1 protein-coding gene is annotated in these 326 nt (G+C 68.4%); it reads right to left on the bottom strand.

Annotated features, from left to right (window positions below; translation table 11 throughout):
• On the bottom strand, window positions 1-326 hold a 326-nt coding region (locus tag PS14A_RS26505; RefSeq protein ID WP_282961481.1), incomplete at both ends, for a glycine betaine ABC transporter substrate-binding protein.

The following is a 326-nucleotide window of genomic DNA, read 5'->3' as shown; positions in this document are numbered from 1 at the left end:
GGTCCTCGATGTCGTCGCCGTACTTCTTCATGTACTCGGCGTGGGTGAGCTCCGGCCACGCCGACGGGTACATGTCGACATCGCCCTGCGCGAGGCCGGTGTACAGCGGTCCCGCCTCGGTGAGCGTCTTCATCTCGACCGTGTAGCCGATCTTCTCGAGCTGGTCCTGCAGCAGGTAGGCCGTGCTCAGACCGTCGGTCCACGACGGCAGGAAGCCCAGCGTGATCGTTCCCTTGTCGTCGGAGCTGCCGTCGCCGCCGCCCGTTCCGCCCGCGCCGTCGCTGCTGCATCCGGCGAGGGTGAGTGCGCCGGCCACGCCGATCGCT

Source organism: Pseudomonas sp. 14A (assembly GCF_018132745.1).
Classification (GTDB): Bacteria; Pseudomonadota; Gammaproteobacteria; order Pseudomonadales; family Pseudomonadaceae; genus Aquipseudomonas; species Aquipseudomonas mercuritolerans.
This window is presented reverse-complemented; position numbering and strand designations above follow the sequence as displayed.